An 18,925-nucleotide genomic window follows, 5' to 3' on the forward strand; every position below is an offset into this window, starting at 1 on the left:
TGCAGTTTAATTTTAGTTTTTATCTGGCATTTGGGTCAACAATCTTACTTCGATGATTTTCGGGGTAAGCGATTTTTCCTTGGTATTAAATTTTACATTAAGGATTTCTTTGCGACTTTCAGATTCAGGAATAGCAATTAATAACGATAGCGGAGAGCTGCCCGATTTACCATCGAAATTTTTAGAAATCATTTTGATTCCGTTAATTTCCGCATTCAATGTACGGTTGTTATTGGCATCGAAATACAAAATATAAAGGTATTTTGCATTTTTATCTTTGTTTCTCATTTGATAGCTGAACCAACCTTTTGCCTCACGGAAATGGCGGTCTTCCATATAACCGGTGTTGGAATCTTTGCTGTCAATGAAATGGTCTGATTCCGGCTGCTGCTCGCCCAACTGAATTTTATCTGAAGTGATGTTGTCCAGTTTTCTGATTTCCTCTTCTTCTTTGGCTTTCTGTTTCTGAATCATTTCGATTTTATCCTGATTCGCCTGCGGAAAATAAATAATGTAGCGTTCTTCCTGAATCTTATAAAACGGAACCAATTCCAATCCGTTGCTGAATTTATTCTGAGGATACAAACCTTTTAGTCTGAATGTTAAGTCCTTTCCATTAACAGCTTCTAAATGGCTTAAAACTGACGTTGAACTGCCCAAAATAGTCGGAATTTCATTCAAAGGAATTTGTGGTCCATGCGCAATATGTCCGCCTCTGCTGTCATCGGCGAAAAGCCCGTCCTGATTTTCTTTTCCGTATTTAGCAGCCAAAACAATCGGACCATATTTGAAGGCAAAATAATCAGAATGGTCAGGAAGTTGTTCTGCGGAGAGATGCATCGGCATTTTCATTTCGATAACATCGCCTTTTTTCCATTTTCTTTTGATGGTAAAATAACCTTCAACATCAACAGGAATATTCACGTTTTTACTATTCACTGAAATGGTAATTTCAGAAAAAGTTGCCCATTCCGGTGCTCTTAATTTTAAATTTAAATTTGATTTTGGAGCAACGTCAAAAATTAATTTTGTCGACGGATTTTCAGGGAAATTATTTTCCTGTCTCAGAACTATTTTCTTTTCTGACCATTTTAGAACGGAAGGAATAAATAGATTCACGTATAAATCTTCATCAGAATAAGCATAAATCATTTCGCCGTATTTGGCGTGGTTTTCCATTCCGGAACCTACGCAGCACCAAAAGCTTGTTTCCGGCTGAGAATAAACCCTGTAATGACCGGGACGCATGGGCGTGAAATAGACAAAACCACCTTTATCAGGATTTTGCGTGGAAAGAATATGATTGTACAAAGCTTTCTCGTAATAATCTACATAAGATGATTTTGGATTCGTTGCATACAATTCTTTGGAAAGTTTCAGCATATTATACGTATTGCAGGTTTCCGGACCTTCGATACTTTTAATCATTCCGCTGAAATCATTGATGGGATTAAAATGCTCGCTTACACTGTTTCCTCCGATAATTGCTGACCTTTTTTGCGTGACATTATTCCAGAAAAAATCGGCAGCATTACTCCACTCTTTGTTATTTTCTAAATCTGCAATTCTTTTAAAACCAATTACTTTCGGAATCTGTGTATTGGCGTGTATTCCTGTGAGTTTATCTTCCTGAATCAACAACGGATTCAAAATCGCAAGATGAGAAAAACGATGGGCAAGCTTTAGATATTTCGGATTTTTTGTGATGTCGTAAACATCGGCAAAAACTTCATTCAGACCGCCGTGTTCACTGCGAAGCATTTCCTGAATCTGTTCATCGGAAAGTCCGGAAACTTCATCAGCCATCCAATCCGTGAGCTTTATCAGCATTTTCTTCGCTTTTTCGCTGTCGGCATACCAATAAGCATCGCGCAAACCTGAATATATTTTGTGAATATTATACAAAGGAACCCAGCGGTCATTCAGACCGAAAGTTGCGGCACGAATGTTTCCATCGGCAATTTCTTTCCAGATTTTTTTACCGTTCGGAACACCTGAAAGATAGCCGTTCTCTGAAATGTTATGGCAACGTTCCAATTCATCAATCATATAATCCAGACGCTGTTTAACTTTTGGGTCGCCTGTGGAAGCATACATCAACGCCAAAGCGGAAACGTAATGACCACCAATATGACCATCCAGTCCTGTATTTTCCCAATTGAGATAGTTTTCTTTTTTGGGTTTCAATCCTGCCTCTTTTAAATAAGGTGCAAGAAGCCGGTCTGCATCCATCGACAGGATATATTTCTCATCCGTCTGCATCGCTTTGCTGAAAACACTTTCGGACAAATGAACCTTGTTGAGCGGAAAGTAGCTAACATTTTTCTTTGCCTGCCCAAAAGCAAGCGAAGTAAAGCCTAAAAATAATATCAGTGATTTTTTATTCATTAATAAATGTTATTTCTACATTTCTAAAATAGCGGAAAGTATTCAGATATAAAAGAATTTTAAAATTGCTCGGGATTAAATCTGATTTAGAGTTTCAAAAAAAATGAGATAAAAGACATACCTTATCATAAAAAAAAAGATAATCCAAATTATAGGTTATCAACCTTCTATATTCAAAACACTGTGACCAAAATAATTACGATTCGTTTGAAAAAGAGTTTTGTTTTTCGATTCACTGCCTTATCGTAATTGGTGATTATTTGACATTAGCCAAAAATTTAATTGAATTGATAAATTTTAACATTAATTTAACATTTTATTGATATTAGATTCATATCATTTGCAGAAGAATTAGCAAAAAATGCATTGATTTCTTTCCCGAAAAAGCTCGGTGTGACACGATATTTTAGATAATTGAATTTTAAATGAGAATATAAAGTGTTATAATTACATTTAATGAACGGAAATCATTTAATCTTGCAACAAAAATATTAACTTTGCACAAAATCATTTTTGATGGAAGAGAATTATCCTAAACATTTTGTCGCAGTAGACTGTATTATTTTCGGTTTTGATGGAGAAAATCTTAAAATTCTCCTGATCAAAAGAAATTTTGAACCCAATAAAGGAGATTGGTCACTGATGGGTGGATTTATTAATGAACAGGAAAGTTCAGACCAAGCGGCCGATCGTATTCTGAATGCGCTGACTGGTCTGGAAAACATCTATCTCGAACAATTGAATACCTACACCGCCGTTGACCGCGATCCGAGTGCAAGAATTATGTCGATTTCGCATTACGCATTGATTAACATTCAGGATTCAATTCAAATTAATGAGAAATACAGCGCCAAATGGTTTGATTTAAAAGGTCATCCCGATTTGATTTTTGATCACAATGCAATGGTAAAAGATGCTGTCCTGAGACTGAGAAGAAGAGCAACCACACGACCGATAGGCTTTGAACTGCTTCCTGAAAAATTCACAATGAAAGATCTTCAGAATCTTTACGAAGCAATTTTTGATGAAAAATATGACAAGCGTAATTTTACCAGTAAAATCAATGCACTGGATGTCTTGGTAAATACGAACGAGAAAGATATGAGCTCTTCTAAAAAAGGTTCTTTTTTGTATCGTTTCGATGAAGCAAAATATCAGAAGAAGTTGGCAGAAGGATTTATGTTTAAAATATAAAAAAATAGGATGTCAATAATGACATCCTATTTTTTTTAAGTATTTTCAGATTACCAGAATCTCACATAAAGTGCGGTCAATAGAAGCAATGTCACTACGATCAACACCAAAGTTCTGTTATCAACTTTAAACATTGTTGTGTCAATCGCAAAAACTTTCGGATTCACTTTCGGACCCGCCAAACTTATCATTACCATTACAGCAACCGTGATAAAGAATGACCATCCCATATTAATCAGGAACGGAATTTCCGTAATGGTGTGAACCACGCCGTTCTCTAATTTTTCATACGTGAAAGCGGTGTATAACAAGGTTTCTTTCCCGAAAATATCTACTGCAAAACTGTTGAAGAAAATCGCAAGTAAAAACCCAAGAAGAACACCGACTAAAGCTGCAGTTCCCGTAGTTCTCTTCCAGAACATTCCCAAAAGGAACATCGCAAAAACTCCCGGACTGATAAATCCTGTATATTTCTGGATGAATGTAAATCCGCCTTCTCCTCCGATTCCTAAAACATCCGTCCACGTAAACGCCAAAGCTACAAACATCGCCACGATAATTGCCCAACGTCCTGTTCTTACCATTTGGATTTCTGTCGCATCCGCTTTCAAATATTTTTTATAAATATCTAAAGTGAAAATTGTGGAAATACTGTTTACTTTACCTGCTAATGACGCTACAATTGCGGCTGTTAGTGCTGCAACCGCAAGACCTTTTAATCCTGACGGTAAAAACCCTAAAATAGCTGAATACGCGCCATCTTTTACCCCGTTGAAACCAGGCAAATGGCCTTTTGTATATAAAACATACGCTGCAATTCCCGGAAGCATTACGATAATTGGCATAAATAATTTCAGAAATCCTGCGAATAAAATTCCGGTTCTTGCTGTTTTCAAATCAGCTCCCAAAGCACGTTGCGTGATGTACTGGTTGCATCCCCAATAGTTTAAGTTTACAATCCACTGACCTGCAAAATACATTGCCAATCCTGGTAAAACTACATATTTCTGAACACTCAGATTTTCCGGCATTGCCAAAGTTGTGGTAGTTGTCGTTGGCTTATCAAGCATTAATTTGAAATGTTGTGGTGCTTCGTTCATCAAAGTTTGAAAACCTGCAAAAGCATTTCCTACAGCAGCTCCGTTGATTCTCTGGTCAACAATTTGAAGTGCCATATAAACCGTGGCAAAACCTCCGATAATCAAAACAGCTACCTGAATAACGTCGGTATATCCGATTACTTTCATTCCGCCTAAACCTATCAGTAAAGCCATAAGAAGCAATCCAATCATTATAATATGAAGATTATCTCCGCCCAACAATGTATCAATTGCCAAAGCTCCTAAATAAAGAATCGAAGTAAGGTTTACAATTACATACAGAAACAGCCAGAAAACAGCCATTATCAGTGAAACCGATTTGTTGTAACGGGTTTCAAGAAATTGGGGCATCGTATAAATCTTATTCTTGAGGTAAATTGGAATGAACCAAACCGCAATGATTATCAATGCAATCGCAGCAATCCATTCGTAGGCTGCAACAGCAATTCCTACGAAAAAGCCTTCCCCACTCATCCCGATAAACTGTTCGGCCGAAATATTGGACGCAATTAAACTTGCTCCGATCGCCCACCAAGTGAGTGAACCTTCGGCAAGAAAATAATCCTTACTGCCTGTAGATGTGGATTTTTTTCTGTTATAAATCCAGATTCCGTAACCGGTTACCACTACAAAATAGACCAGAAATATGACGATATCAATAGTTGCTAAGTTTCCCATATTTTATTTTTTAACTGAGAATTTATAAATTGTTTTTGACTGGTATTTCTGACCCGGCTTCAATTCAGTTGAAGGGAAAGAAGCCTGATTCGGAGAATCCGGGAAATGCTGGGTTTCAAGACAAAAACCTGTTCTGAATTCATTTTTCCCACCAGTTTTGGTATCGAATTTACCGTCCAAGAAATTTCCGGAATAGAACTGAACACCCGGTTCGTCTGTCAGAACTTCCATCACTCTACCCGATTCAGGATGATACACTTTCGCGATGCTTTTCATTCCGCTTCCATTCAGAATCCAGTTGTGGTCGTAGCCTTTTCCTTTTTTAAGTTGGTCGTCATCTGCGTTGATATCTTTTCCGATTGGTTTTGAAAGGGTGAAGTCAAACGGACTTCCTTTTACAGCTTTCTGTTCACCAGTTGGAATCAAGGTTTCATTTACAGGTAAGAATTTATCTGCATTGATTTGCAATTCGTGGTCGGTAATCGTTTTTGAGAAATTCCCTGAAAGATTGAAATACGAATGTTGGGTAAGATTGATAACCGTTGCTTTGTCTGTCGTTGCTTCGTAAGAGATTTCTAAGGCATCTTCATTTGTCAAAGTATACAAAACAGTTGTGGTTAATTTTCCTGGATAACCTTCTTCGCCATCTTCACTTGTGTAAGTCAGTTTCAACGTCGGGAATTTAGCATCTTTTACAGTTTCAATATTCCAGAATTTGGTATGAAAACCTTCTTTTCCACCGTGAAGACTGTTGGGTCCGTCGTTTTTATCGATCTCATAAGTTTTACCTTCCAAAGTGAATTTGGCATTGGCAATCCTGTTCCCGTAACGACCAATCAACGCTCCGAAATAATATGGATTTCCGTTGAAATAATCTTCAGGTTTTGTAAAGCCTAAAACAATATCTTCATATTTTCCGTTTTTATCAGGAGCCGTTAATGAAGTTATGATTCCACCAAAATTGATGACTTCCACCTTCATTCCGTTTTTATTCGTTAAGGTATATTTTTTGATGGAATCGCCTTTCGCTGTCACTCCGTAATCTGAAACCTGTATGTTTTCCATATTCTCTTTTTGAGTCTGATTATTATTTTCTTTTTTATTGCACCCGAAAATACATAAAAGCGCAATAATAATCAGGTTATAAGTTATTTTTTTCATAGTCTGAATGATTTTGCAAGATTAACGATAATAAATTTCATTCCAGCGAAGGGTATTCTTAAAATCACGGATTTTTGTGTCTTCATCGATAACAAGAGATTCAATTCCTGCAATTTCTGCAAAATCTTCCAGCTGCTCTGCACTGATGTTTTCACTGTAACACGTGTGATGCGCTCCACCAGCCAAAATCCAGGCTTCAGCAGCCGTGTACAAATCAGGAAGCGGCTTCCAAAGAACTCTTGCCACAGGAAGTTTTGGTAATTCTTCCGTAATTTCCAATGCTTTTGTTTTGTTGATTAAAAGCCTGAAATGATTTCCAAAATCCATTAAAGCGGCATTTAATGAATCAATATTTCCTCTCGAATTGAAAACCAAACGAACCGGGTCAGCTTTTCCACCTATTCCCAACGGATGGATCTCACAAGATGGTTTATCAACCGCCAAAACAGGGTCAACTTCCAGCATATGAGAGCCTAGAACCGAAGGATTTGAAGGATTTAAATGATAGGTATAATCTTCCATAAAGGCATTTCCGCCTTCCAGACCTTGTCCCATCGTTTTCATTGCACGAACTAATGCTGCTGTTTTCCAGTCGCCTTCTCCTGCAAAACCGTAACCTTTTTCCATTAATCTTTGAACGGCAATTCCCGGAAGTTGCTCCAATCCGTGAAGGTCTTCAAAAGTATCTGAGAAGCCTTTGAAATTTCCGCCTTTCAGGAATTTTTCTAAACCTAATTCTATTCTTGCTGCCGCTTCAAGAGATTTTCTGTTGCTTCCGCCTGAAAGAAGAGATTCAGCCATTTTGTAAGACGCTTCATACTCTTCAATCAAAGTTTTGATTTCGCCATCGCCAATGGAATTGACAACACTTACCAAATCCCCTATTCCCCAAGTATTTACTGAAAATCCAAATTTGGTTTCTGCTTCTACTTTGTCACCATCGGTTACGGCAACATATCTCATATTGTCCCCAAAACGAGCGAATTTTGCGCCTTGCCAATCATCCCAGCCTGCTGCAACACGACTCCATTCTCCGATTTGTTTCTGAACTCTTTCGTCAGCCCAATGTCCGACAACTACTTTTCTGTTTTTGCGAAGTCGGCTCACCATAAAACCGAATTCCCGGTCGCCGTGAGCCGCCTGATTCAGGTTCATAAAATCCATATCCATCGTAGACCACGGAATATCCTGATTGAACTGCGTATGAAGATGCAACATTGGTTTTTGCAAAGCGGTTAGTCCGCGAATCCACATTTTTGCAGGTGAAAACGTATGCATCCAGGTTACAATTCCGATACAATCTTTGGCAAAATTGGCTGCTGTAAGGGTTTCAAAAATTTCTTCCGTAGTTTTTACGGTTGGTTTTAAAACGACTTTTACCGGAATGGATGATGAAGCATTGAGTGCTTCCACGATTCTTGCTGAATGTTCCGCAACCTGAGCTAAAGTTTCAGGCCCATATAAATGCTGGCTTCCGGTGATGAACCAGATTTCTTTTGTATTGAGAGGTGTTAACATATTTTTTAGTTGATGGTTGATGGTTTTTACTTTTGCGTTGTCATTCCGAGGGACGAGGAATCTCTATTGATTATATTTAATTAAGATTCTTCACTACACTACGTTTCGTTCAGAATGACAAATCTTATTTTAATTATTGTCCGTAATAGGCATTTTTGCCGTGTTTTCGTTCGTAATGTTTTTTGATGAGCGAATCTTTCAGGCGTGGTGCATTTGGGTTGATTTGTCTTGTGCGATACGCCATTTCTGCAATAGTTTCGAGAACTTTGCTATTGTAAACAGCTTTGTCTGCATTTTTACCCCAGGTGAACGGTCCGTGATTTCCGATGAGTACCATTTCCACTTCTTCGTAAGACAGTTCTTTTTCTCTAAAACAGTCCAAAATCTGGATTCCGGTGTTATACTCGTAATTTCCTTCTATTAAATCATCACGCATCGGCGGTGCGCAGGGAATATCTGTCGTCAGGTGGTCTGCGTGCGTAGTTCCGAAAATCGGAATATCCATTTGAGCCTGCGCCCAAGCGACCGAATAAATGGCGTGCGTATGTGAGATTCCGCCAATATTTTCCCAGTTTTTGTAAAGGTAAGCGTGGGTTTTGGTGTCGGATGACGGTTTTAGATTTCCTTCGACTACGTTAGCATCGTAATCTAAAATCACAATGTCTTCTGGTTTTAAAAGTTCGTAGGGAACGCCGCTCGGTTTGATGGCAAAGATTCCTTTTTCACGGTCAACCGCACTTACGTTCCCGAATGTGTAAACGACAAGCTTCAAGGCATCCAACTGCATATTGGCTTCGTAACATTCTCTCTGGAGTTCTTTATAGATGCTCATTTTTTTATTTTTTAAAGTTGCCTTTGTCATTCCATAGGAATCTCTACAAAATTTGCTTAGATTCCTACGGAATGACAAAATTGTGTTTTTATATTAATCGTTGTTTTATGTTGAATCTGCAGCCCGGCTTGAGCGGAAATCCTTTTTTGTATTGGCAAAAGCGTTGGCAAAAAAGATTGGGAGCGGAAGACGGATAAAGCTGCCATAAAAATTTTAATCGTTAATTTTTGTACTATAATCTATTTAACAGGTCGCCTCTACGAGGCTTGGTGTGTATGGACAATTATATTTGGCTATTAACACTGCGCTACTACGGAGCTATCAAATCCTGGTTAAAATTTCTATCAACTATAAACTGTCAACTTTCGACTTCTTTTTCGATTTGATATTGTTTTCCGTGAAGTCGGCTAGAATTTGATATTGACTCATTAATTCTGCATATTTTTCTACGTGTTCTGCCTGCGGGAAGTATTCGGCTTCGAAATCGGAACCCATTTTCTGACTTGCTTCCTGAACATTCGGATAAATTCCGGCTGAAACTGCGGCATAAACCGCTGCTCCTAAAGCCGGAGCCTGGTCTGACGCTGCCACCACAATCGGCATATTCAGGACATTTGCCAAAGTCTGCATAATGAAAGGTGATTTTCTGGCAACGCCGCCGATTCCAATGACCTTTTCGATTTTCACGCCTTCTTCTTCGAAACGGTCAACAATTTTCTTGGAGCCGAAACAAATAGCATTCACCAATGCTTTGAAAATGTGTGGTGCTTTCGTTCCGAGTGACAGGTTGCTGATAGCAGCTTTCAGCTCTTGATTCGCATCGGGCGTTCTTCGTCCGTTAATCCAATCCAACGCAATAGGAACGGCTTCGGAAAGAGGAATTTTTTCTGCTTCCAAAGTGAGATTTCGGATGAGATTGTTTTCTATTTCTTCTTTTAAAAGTTGTTTTTGATGTTCATCGATGACATTTGAATTCATTAAAATGTTTTGGGTTGGCCACATCAAAATATCTTTGTACCAAGCCAACAAATCACCAAACGCCGACTGACCTGCCTCCAGACCAATCAATCCCGGAATAACCGAACCATCTACCTGTCCGCAGATTCCTTTCACGCTTTTATCTCCGATAATATCGTTGGGTGCAACCATAATATCGCAGGTAGAAGTTCCCATAATTCGGATGAGCGTGTTCTCCTCCACTTTTGCACCAACTGCTCCGGAATGTGCGTCGAAAGTTCCAACTGCAATCACCGTATTTGTCGTTAATCCTAATTTTGCCGCCCATTCTTGATTCAAATTTCCTGCAATTTCGTCTGAAGTATATGTTTTGTCGTACAGCCTGTCACGAAGTTCAGCTAACGACGGGTCTAACTGACTGAGAAAGTGTTTAGAAGGAAGTCCACCCCACGATTCGTGCCACATTGCTTTGTGACCTGCGGCGCAACGGCTTCTTTTAAATGTCGCTAAATCCTGATTGTCGGAAAGTAGAAACGTGATATAATCGCAATGCTCCATCCAGCTGTACGCCGCATTTTTTACATTTTCATCAACTCTGTTGATGTGAAGAATTTTTGCCCAAAACCATTCGGAAGAATAGATTCCGCCTTCAAATTTGGTGTAATCTTCGCCGCCCCAGTTTCTCGCTAAATTGTTGATTTCTTCGGCTTCATCAATTGAAGTATGGTCTTTCCACAACACCATCATTGCATTTGGATTTTGTTCGAAGCCAGGCGTTAAAGCCAATGCAATTCCTTCTTTATTTACAGGAAGCGGTGACGAACCTGTGGTATCAATACAAATGCTGACAATACTTTCAGGGGCTACTCCACTTTCTTTTACGACATCGGAAATGGTTTTTTCCAAGCCTTCGATATGATCTAAAGGATGCTGACGAAATTGATTTTGTTCAGGCTGACAAAATTTTCCTTCTTTCCATCTTTGGTAATAGCTTACGGATGTTGCAAGCTCGGCTCCGTTTTCTGTATCAATCAGGACTGCACGAACGGAATCTGTTCCATAATCTAATCCGATAACATATTTCTTCATTGTTGCGATGAATTAAATTTTATTAATTTTTATTTTGGTAGACCCTTTACTTCGGCAGGCTCAGCACAAGCTTGGCTCAGGGTGACATCTCTAATACTAAATCTTAAGCTTTAGTTTAATGTAATAGACTCAAAAGAATCATATTTAATTAAGCTTTAACAAATCGTTGCATTTATATTTAAGAGAATAAAACAAATATAAATTTTTATTTTAAATAAATGTAAATATTACACTTAATTTTAATTTTTCTTTTATTGATGGTATTTAACAGTTATTTTATCTTTAAAACAACGAAAGAATTGACTGGGATTTGAACAGAAAATTTCCCTTTTTTAATCACAGAATTCTCTTCAAGAGGTTTTATGTTTTCTGTTTGAAAATTATTTTCACTCGAAAGTTGAGAAGCTGTCAAGGTTGTTTTGGTTAATTTGCTTCCTAATTTTATGTTTTTTGGATTGATTTCAATTGACTTTTCCTGAGAATCTGTATTAACTATTTTGATGATTACTTCATTATTTTTACCATCTTTCACTGCGGATGCAAAGAGTTGATTTTGACCTTTTACAGCATTTCCGTTTTCATAAATTTTAATTAAATCGGTTCCTTTATTATTTGAAAATAATTTCTGAACGTAATAATTGGGTGTTGCATACGACTGAAGATTATTAAACCAAATTAAATCCGGTGTCCATTGCCAACCGTCTGCGTGGGCAAAAAGCGGAGCATAAGAAGTCATCGTGACAACATCGGCATTTCTTTCAAGCCCTGTCATAAAAGCGGCTTCTGAAAGTGCGGTCTGCCAATTGTTTTTATTATCTGGTTTCACTACACCCACTGATTGAGCTGCATATTCTCCGGCAAACACTTTTGGTCCGGAACGGTCATAAGCATCATATCTTCCGGCATTTTTCGTAAACCACTCTGGTGAATTGTAATAATGCTCATCCACAATCTGTGCATTGAGTTTTTTGAGTTCTTTCCAGCCATATTCAAAGAATTCTCCGTCGGGCGACGGTCCGCTTCCTGAAATGATTTGAATGTCCGGATATTTGCCGTGAATGGCTTTTTCAAAAATTTTATAACGCTCTATATAATCTTCTCCCCACTGCTCGTTTCCAACGCCGATATACTTCATATTGAATGGTTTTGGATGTCCCATTTCAGCACGGATTTTCCCCCATTTCGTACTTTCGTTTCCATTGGCAAATTCGATTAAATCCAATGCATCCTGAATATAAGGATTTAATTCCTCCAAATGAACCAATTCGGCTGTGTTGAACTGGCACGCCATTCCGCAACTTAGAATCGGTAACGGTTCTGCTCCCAAATCTTCAGAAAGCTGGAAATATTCGTAAAAACCTAATCCGAATGACTGATAATAATCGGGAGTGAGACGATGCGCAAATCCGGAACTCCATTTATTAATGAGATATTCTCTGTTGGCGACATTTCCTAAAGTTTTTTTCCATTGATACCTTTCGGCAAGTGTTCTGCCTTCGACAATACAACCTCCGGGGAAACGCAAAAATCCGGGTTGCAAATCGTATAATTTTTGAACCAAATCTTTTCGCAAACCGCCTTTTCGTCCCTTCCACGTGTCTTGCGGAAAGAGGGAAATCATATCCATATTGACGACACCGTTTCCTGTGAAGGTGATTTGAAGTTTCGCTTTTTCAACCGTTTTTGAAGTTGAAAAAACAGCAGTATATTTTTGCCAGCCTTTTCCTTTGATAAGTACAGGAACTGTGGAAATTACCGCTCCATTTTCATCAATCAGACTTGCGTTGACCGCAGAAATATTTCCTGATACTTTTTCTAAATCGAAGCTAAAATCATATCTGGAATTCTGATGAAGTCCGATTCCTCTGAAACCTTCATTCTCCAAAATATAATTTTTATCATTGTAAACAGTTATTCTTGCGTAGTTTTTATTAGTTTTGGAATCATCAGAATAAATCGTCAGAAAACCGGAATCCAAATTCGGAGAAAGGGTTTTCGTGTTTTGTTGTTTCCAGCCCGTTAACGGTTCGTCAAATTCAAAACTCCGGTTTTTGATAAGTTCGGCATAAATTCCGCCATCGGCCGCAAAATTGATGTCTTCAAAGAAGATTCCGTACATCGTTGGCTGGATTTTGATGTTGGTAGGACTTCCATCCAAATCTAAACTAAACTTTGAGTTTTGTGCTGATGAAAATGCAACGCAGGTTGAGAGAAGAAGGGTGAAAATTTTATTTTTTGTTTTCATTGATACTATTTTTTGATTGTTCAAACAGACACTTCGACTACGCTCAGTGTGACATCTCTAATACTAAAGGTTTAATAGAGCGTGTCAGTCTATAATTATTTGACTTTCAACTGAACACTTTTCAATCCTGAATTTTCGGAAGTTCCGCCGTAGAAAATGGTATAATCTCCGGGTTTTGAAACCAAATCATCGGCTTTTTCATTATAAAATTTGAATGATTCATTGGAAATTGTGAGTTGGATATTTTTTGTTTCTTTAGAATTAATCAAAACTCTTTCAAAAGCCCTTAAAGTCTTTACAGGAGCCAAAGCATCATTATTTCTTTTCACATAAACCTGAACAACTTCTTCACCGTCTCTTTCTGAAATGTTGGTAACCGGAATCGTTATCATAATATTTTCATTAGAACTGGTGGTGTTTTTATTCAATTTTGCATCTCCATAATTAAATTTTGAATAACTCAAACCGTGCCCAAAGGGGTACAAAGGTTTTTCCGTCATATAACGGTAGGTTCTTCCCTGCATATCGTAGTTTTCAAAACCTTGATTCTTACTGGTTTTGGAAAGTGCATTGTCTAATTGCTCCAGATTTTTATAGAAAGTGATTGGCAATCTTCCGGAAGGATTATAGTCTCCCGCCAAAACATCTGCAACCGCAGTTCCGCTGGATTGTCCGCCGTACCAAGCATTCAGCAAAGCATCATAATTTTTTTCGTCCTGCTCCAAACCGAGAGAACTTCCTGTACACAGCACAAAAACCACAGGTTTTCCGGTTTTTCTTAATTCCGCTAATAATTCACGCTGAACTTTCGGAAGTTCTATTGAAGTTTTATCACCACCTTTGAAACCTTCGGCATTCACCAACATTTCTTCGCCTTCCAAACTTGGGGAAAGTCCGCCTGCAAAGATAATGACGTCGGCATCTTTTACTTTTTCTTTTACTGAAGCGAAATTTACAGGGTCTTTTCTATACACTTCAAAAGCAATGCTAACATATTTCCCTTTTTGGGAATGGCGAAGTTCAACTTGATACTCTTTCCCTTTCTCCATTTTTACAGGAAATTCCGAAGGATGTCTTGCATCAGGACCTTTTCTGGTGGCAATTTCTTTTCCGTCAACAAAAAGTGTGTAAATATCTGATGTTGCGACAGAAAATATAACTTCGCCGGAATAACTGCTTTTAAAAATACCTGATATTCTTGCCGAAGTATTTTCTCTGGCAACTCCCGGTGCAAGCTGTGTTCCGCCAAAACTGTTGTAGGTAATTCCTGTTTTGTTAACAGAAATATTGATAGGATTTCCTTTGAATTCATTATTATTAAAAAACTCTACCTTCATTCCTTTTTCGCCGTTTTTCTGGCTCATGAAATTCTGATAAAGTGAAGCTCTGGACGACGGATCTGCCACTTCACTTCCTTTTTCGTAAATGATTTCAGCATTTGGAAATTTGGTTTTAATTCCATCCAAAATCGTTACGGTTGAAGAAGGTGTTCCATTATAATTTCCCAACTGCATAATTCCGTCATCGGCATTGGGACCAACAACAGCAATTTTTTTAATATTTTTATGTAAAGGCAGAACATTTTTTTCATTTTTCATCAGCACAATAGACTTCTGAGCCATTTTCAATGCCTGTTCTTTGTGTTCTTTAGAATCTACAGTAGAATAAGGAATATTGTTCCAGTGAACGGAAGATTTAGGATCAAGCATTCCGAGCTCAAACCAGCCTTTCAGGATTCTGCGCATCGAAATATCGAGGTCTTTTTCTGTTATTAATCCGCTTGCCAGAGATTTATTAAGATTGTTATATGTATCTCCGCATTCCAAATCAGTTGAATGCTTTAATGCGTCTGATGCTGCTGTCTTTTCATCGGGATGTGTTCCGTGGTATTTTTCCTGATAGAAATCTGCCAAAGCCCAACAGTCTGAAACGACCATTCCGTCATACTTCCATTTTCCGCGAAGAATTTCAGTCAATAAAGTATTGTTAGCGCAGCAAGGCTGTCCATCAAAAGCGTTATAGGCGCACATCACTTCTCTTACATTTCCTTCTAAAACCAATGATTTGAAAGCCGGAAGATAAGTTTCATACAAATCTCTTTTGGAAACTTCTGCGTTGTAAGAATGGCGATTCCATTCCGGACCGCTGTGAACGGCAAAATGCTTGGCACAGGCGTGTGTTTTGAAATATTTCGGATCATTTCCCTGTAAACCTTTTACCGCAGCAACGCCTAAAACGGAAGTCAGGTAAGGATCTTCTCCATAAGTTTCTTGACCTCTTCCCCATCTCGGATCTCTGAAAATATTGATATTCGGCGTCCAGAATGTCAGACCTTCGTAACGTCCGGTTTTACTGGCTTCATCGAAAGATTTGTTGTATTTTGCTCTGGCTTCGTCGGAAATCATTTCAAAGGTTTTGAGATGTTCCGGAACGTCCCAGGTTGCTGCTAAACCAATAGCTTGCGGAAAAACAGTCGCTGTTCCAGCTCTTGCAACACCGTGAAGCGCTTCGTTCCACCAACCGTAAGCTGGAATTTCCAAACGTGGAACTGCTTTGGAATTGTCCATCATCATCCCTATTTTTTCTTCTACGGTTAGTAATCCGAGAAGGTTTTCGATTCTTTGTTCAGTGGGAAGTTTTGGATTTTGAAAGGGATATTTGTAGTTCTGTGCATAAGTTGAACAACTGATTACAAATAATAAGGTGAACAGAATTTTATTCATATTGTTGATTTTAAATCCATTATTTTATTCATTTGGTTAAATAAAATCACTGGATGTGGCTTTATAATGTGATAAAGGCAAATATAAGATTCTATTTTTAATAAATGTATAAAATACACTTGTTTTTCATTTTAATATTTCTTTTACTTAATTCACGAAATAATTATTATTAATCTTCCGCACAATCGCATAAGAAAAGCCACCAGAAAAACTGATGGCTTTGAAATTAAATTTTTAATAAATTATTTTTTAATCAACTTACGGGTTACCGTTTGACCGGAATCAGATATTTCAACGAAATAAACTCCAGACGGAAGGTTCGCAATATTAATTTTATTTTTACCTGAAGAAAGTTTCTGCTTTCCAACAATCAAGCTTCCTTTTGCGTCAAATATTGAATAGTTTGCCGTATTTGATTTAAGCTCAACAAAAAATTCATTTTGCGCAGGATTAGGATAAACACTCACCTCATCTTTTATCATTTCATTCTGAGAAACGGCAAGCGTAGCAAAATTCAATGGAAGAAAAGTGCTTGTGTAAGTATTTTCTTCAGTAATATATCCCTGGAAAGGATTAATAAAAGGTTCGTTCCCGGAAGTTACTTTATAGAATCCCGTAACTCCGTTTTCTGTCTTAAGCACGTAAGCTCCGGCAGGAACTTTTATCGTATAGTATACTCCGTTTACCTGATTTACAGTTATTGCTTTTGGAGTTGATACATTACCTGAACCGACAAAACTAATGTTTCCCGTTGCATTAACGAGTACAGGTGTATTTGCAGGAATGATACCATTGGTAATTTGTGTGGATGCTACCCCCGTTGCAGACGGAATCATGGTATATGCGGTAACTCCCGACGGAATACTTGCCTCAAAAGGCAGTAATACAACACCATAATCACTGAAATTTCGTGTGTAGGATGCTGCCGTTGCGGTAAAATTAAATGGCACCTGAAAGTCTTTACCCTGATCTGAAAGAGTAAGTGTACTGCAGACATTTCCTGATACCACGTTTGTGTTGTGATTGTTCACAGAACTGTTGACGTAAAATAAACTGTTTAGATTTTGAGAGGTATTGCTCCAGGTTGATGTTGCATTAATTCCGGTTGTATTTCTGAAATCTAATGACGTGTAATAATCATTTTCCAGTGCATCCATAAGATTACTGTCAGTCGATGCGTATGCAGCTTCAAACTTAGATGCTCTTTCGTTTCCTATATTGAAATATACATCGCCAAGCGTTAATGTAAGAATAGAACTGAAATTTCCGCTTCTTAAACCAATAATACCTTTGCATCCAAAAGGCAGAACGGATCTTGATATATCAAATACCAGATTAAAACTACCTGATCCCGGCGTTGGAAACGCTACACTTCCGTAATTGTGATTTCTCAGTGTTCCACTGGCATCAATGTAATACAATGTTGTATTAGAAGAAGTTGGCAAATTGCTTGTTGTATAACTCAAAACGTTAAATACCAGTTTATTATATCGATCATTTAATGCTACGTATCCGTTTGCTGCGGTAGTATTTGAACTGATGAGCGGCGTAGAATTATAAAAAGTAACGGTTTGACCAGATAACTGATGCCCTGTACCAAAAGTCGGATTTGTAGTCGTCTGAGTTTCAATTTTATTGTAGTGCATTTCAGTTCCTGTCATTAAAGAAACAGGCCTGTCTCCACTTTTATTAAAAACAAAAGTCATTACGCTTGACGGGCTTACCGTAATCTGCGGTCTGAAAGTATCGGCAGAAAATGTGAATGGAGCAGAAACCATGTTCGAAGTTTGTGACGTTGTTGTACTGGTTCCTGAATTGGTAAAGAACGGCAAATCTGCCTTCAGGTTATACGAGTTTGAAGATGAGTTAATGACCACCAATGTAATCTGGTTTCCATCCTGTGAAATGTATGATGAACCTTCCAACGCTCCATTGGCTACTTCCCATTTAGCATCAATTCTCCTTTTACCCGTTGTCGTCTTTGCGAACTGCGATAAAATATATCCTCTTTTTGTCATCTCACCTGCTACAGTACCATTTGTACCATCACCCATCATTCCGTAGTATCTTTTTGATGCGTAATGAACCCATGCGTTGATATTACCAAGAATAGCATTATTTACGCTTCTTGCAAAAGTAAAACCGTCAATCGACCAATTAAAGTCTCTTGCAGGCACACTGGTATTGGAATTCCAGTTGATGAGATATTCTGTCTGCCAGATTTGTTTATTATAATTTTGAAATTGCTTGTACACAGACTGCATAGATCCATATTGATGACCTCCATACACTTCAAAATTTGCCATCACTGCAGGACTTAAAAAAGCATTTGCGAAATTATCCGTAAAACCTACACTTTCCGGAGCAATGACATTACAGTTGATCAAATGTCCATAGTCTTTAACGAAAGTAGCAATTTGTGTCGGTGTCCAGATACAACCTTGGTATTGCGCCATCTCATCGGGCTCGTTCTGTATAGAAATATAATCAAGTGTCACTCCGTTGGTTGCCAGATAAGTCACGAAACTATTGAGATGAAGAGCATAATCCTGATAATTTGCAGGTTTCAAATAACCAATCTGCTGTACTCCGTTCGTATCCGTGTACACTGCGTTAACGTGATTATTGGTTTTCCATGCTGCAGGCATTGTCCAAGGGCTTGCAAATACAATCAATCCCATTGATTGTGCCAATTGTGCTGTAGCCAAAACCTGAGGCCAGTTGGAACTATCTTCCGGAATATACAGCCTCAGCATATTGTATCCCGCATCAGTTGCACCAGTTCCCCAAAGTTTCTGAATTTCTGTTGGCGTCATATGATTGTAGGCAAACTGCGGACTGCAGACGAAACCTCCGAATCCTGTAATATTCTGATAAGTAATGTTCTTATCAATCTTTACCTTTGCAGTCTGTGTACTCTGTGCATTAAGATGCCCTGTGAATATGATGCTTGCTATGGCAGCAAGTACTAAATTGACGATTTTTCTCATAATAATAATTTGATTTTAAGTGTGACATAAATTTTAATTTAACTCAATAT

General features: G+C 38.2%; 10 protein-coding genes. 1 reads left to right on the forward strand and 9 read right to left on the reverse strand.

Annotation, left to right across the window (positions count from 1 at the left end; all coding sequences use genetic code 11):
• Positions 1-12: 12 nt before the first annotated feature.
• A complete protein-coding gene (locus BM371_RS12130) occupies positions 13-2,388 on the reverse strand; it encodes a glycoside hydrolase family 127 protein (protein WP_034673629.1) in 2,376 nt (791 codons plus the stop codon).
• A gap of 516 nt (positions 2,389-2,904) precedes the next feature.
• Here BM371_RS12130 and BM371_RS12135 point away from each other — a divergent pair.
• On the forward strand, positions 2,905-3,582 hold the full coding sequence (locus BM371_RS12135; protein WP_034673627.1) for an NUDIX hydrolase: 678 nt from the start codon (positions 2,905-2,907) through the stop codon (positions 3,580-3,582).
• Positions 3,583-3,632: 50 nt separating this feature from the next.
• Here BM371_RS12135 and BM371_RS12140 read toward each other — a convergent pair whose 3' ends face one another.
• From BM371_RS12140 to BM371_RS12175, 8 genes are all read right to left on the reverse strand, one after another.
• On the reverse strand, positions 3,633-5,360 hold the full coding sequence (locus BM371_RS12140) for a sodium:solute symporter family transporter (protein WP_034673624.1): 1,728 nt from the start codon (positions 5,358-5,360) through the stop codon (positions 3,633-3,635).
• Positions 5,361-5,363: 3 nt separating this feature from the next.
• Complete coding sequence (locus BM371_RS12145; RefSeq protein WP_034673622.1) at positions 5,364-6,521, reverse strand: aldose epimerase family protein; 1,158 nt, start codon at positions 6,519-6,521, stop codon at positions 5,364-5,366.
• Between the two features lie 21 nt (positions 6,522-6,542).
• Complete coding sequence (gene araA, locus BM371_RS12150; RefSeq protein WP_034673620.1) at positions 6,543-8,039, reverse strand: L-arabinose isomerase; 1,497 nt, start codon at positions 8,037-8,039, stop codon at positions 6,543-6,545.
• Between the two features lie 133 nt (positions 8,040-8,172).
• Positions 8,173-8,871 carry an L-ribulose-5-phosphate 4-epimerase gene (locus BM371_RS12155; protein WP_034676999.1) on the reverse strand — a complete coding sequence of 233 codons (699 nt, stop codon included), beginning with the start codon at positions 8,869-8,871 and terminating at the stop codon, positions 8,173-8,175.
• A 348-nt stretch (positions 8,872-9,219) separates the two neighbouring features.
• Positions 9,220-10,917, reverse strand: coding sequence for a ribulokinase (locus BM371_RS12160; protein ID WP_034673618.1), 1,698 nt, complete (start codon positions 10,915-10,917; stop codon positions 9,220-9,222).
• 271 nt (positions 10,918-11,188) lie between these two features.
• Positions 11,189-13,162, reverse strand: a complete 1,974-nt coding sequence (locus BM371_RS12165) for an alpha-L-arabinofuranosidase C-terminal domain-containing protein (protein ID WP_034673616.1) — start codon at positions 13,160-13,162, stop codon at positions 11,189-11,191.
• A gap of 95 nt (positions 13,163-13,257) precedes the next feature.
• Positions 13,258-15,885, reverse strand: a complete 2,628-nt coding sequence (locus BM371_RS12170; RefSeq protein WP_034673615.1) for a glycoside hydrolase family 3 C-terminal domain-containing protein — start codon at positions 15,883-15,885, stop codon at positions 13,258-13,260.
• 242 nt (positions 15,886-16,127) lie between these two features.
• Positions 16,128-18,875, reverse strand: a complete 2,748-nt coding sequence (locus tag BM371_RS12175) for a T9SS type A sorting domain-containing protein (RefSeq protein WP_034673614.1) — start codon at positions 18,873-18,875, stop codon at positions 16,128-16,130.
• Positions 18,876-18,925 lie beyond the last annotated feature (50 nt).

It is taken from the genome of Chryseobacterium formosense (assembly GCF_900116415.1).
Classification (GTDB): Bacteria; Bacteroidota; Bacteroidia; order Flavobacteriales; family Weeksellaceae; genus Chryseobacterium; species Chryseobacterium formosense.